Annotated in this window: 1 protein-coding gene; it reads right to left on the bottom strand. The window is 64.5% G+C overall.

Annotated features, from left to right (window positions below):
- Positions 1-13 precede the first annotated feature (13 nt).
- Positions 14-1,105, bottom strand: a complete 1,092-nt coding sequence (locus ABFS34_16920; protein MEN8377109.1) for an IS630 family transposase — start codon at positions 1,103-1,105, stop codon at positions 14-16.
- Positions 1,106-1,190: the final 85 nt, after the last annotated feature.

The raw sequence follows: 1,190 nt of genomic DNA, 5'->3' as shown, positions 1-1,190 counted from the left end.
CTAGTGTCCTGGTTCAGAAGTTCGCTGTATTAGAGTTGTTTGAGTTTAGCAGGCAGAAGCGCTCGATCGAGGCGAGGATGTCGTCGGCGGATTTGGCCCATCGGAAAGGCTTTGGATCGGCGTTGTGCTGCTCGATGAAGGCTTCGATGGCGGCTTGCAGGTCGGCGACGGAGCGATGGACGCCGCGCTTGATCTGGCGTTCGCTGAGCAGCGCGAAGAAGCGCTCGACCTGGTTGATCCAGGACGATCCCGTCGGCGTCAGATGCACGTGCCAGCGTGGCCGCTTGGCCAGCCAGTTGCGGATCAGCGCCGTCTTGTGGGTCGCGTAGTTGTCCATCACCAGATGGACGTCGAGGTCATCGGGCACCGCCTTTTCGATCTCGTCGAGGAAGCGGCGGAACTCGACGGCGCGATGGCGCGGATAGCATTTGCCGATCACCCGGCCGGTGGCGATATCGAGGGCGGCGAACAACGACGTGGTGCCGTGGCGCGTGTAGTCATGGCTGCGCCGCTCGACCTGGCCGGGGCGCATCGGCAACAGCGGCTGGCTGCGGTCGAGCGCCTGGATCTGGCTCTTCTCGTCGACGCACAGAACCACCGCATGTGAAGGCGGCGCGACATAGAGCCCGACCACGTCGCGGACCTTCTCCACGAACCGCGGATCGGTGGACAGCTTGAAGCTCTCCGTCCGGTGCGGCTGCAAGCCGAAGGCGCGCCAGATCCGCTGGACGGTCGAGACCGACAAGCCGCTTGCCTTGGCCATGCCACGCGAGCTCCAATGCGTGGCGCCGGGCGGCGTGGTCTCCAGCGTCCGGACGATCACCGCCTCGATCCGGGCGTCGTCGATCGTCCGCGGCGCACCGGAGCGCGGCGCGTCGTGCAGCCCGTCCATCCGACGCTCAACAAACCGCCGACGCCACTTGCCGACCGTCATGGCGTCCACGCCAAGGCGCGCCGCCACCTCCTTATTCTGAGCTCCCTCCGCACAGAGAAGAACGATCCGCGCCCGCAACGCCAAAGCCTGCGCCGTCTTACGCCGCCTCGTAAGCGCCGTAAGCTCCGACCGCTCCGCCGCGCTTAGAACCAAAGCCGCCAGTCGTGCCATCGCAAACTCCTTGTCAATCCACACAAAGAGTCTGACACACCACGTTCAAACCGTGATATCGCGAACTTCAGATTCGGGACACTAG

It is taken from the genome of Gemmatimonadota bacterium (genome assembly GCA_039715185.1).
Classification (GTDB): domain Bacteria; phylum Gemmatimonadota; class Gemmatimonadetes; order Longimicrobiales; family RSA9; genus DATHRK01.
The sequence above is the reverse complement of the archived record's forward strand: the minus strand, read 5'-3'. Positions and strand labels throughout refer to the sequence as shown.

Coding starts and splice junctions, on each gene's coding strand:
- ABFS34_16920 (MEN8377109.1), bottom strand. CDS start 1,105: ATGGCACGACTGGCGGCTTTGGTTCTAAGCGCGGCGGAGCGGTCGGAG.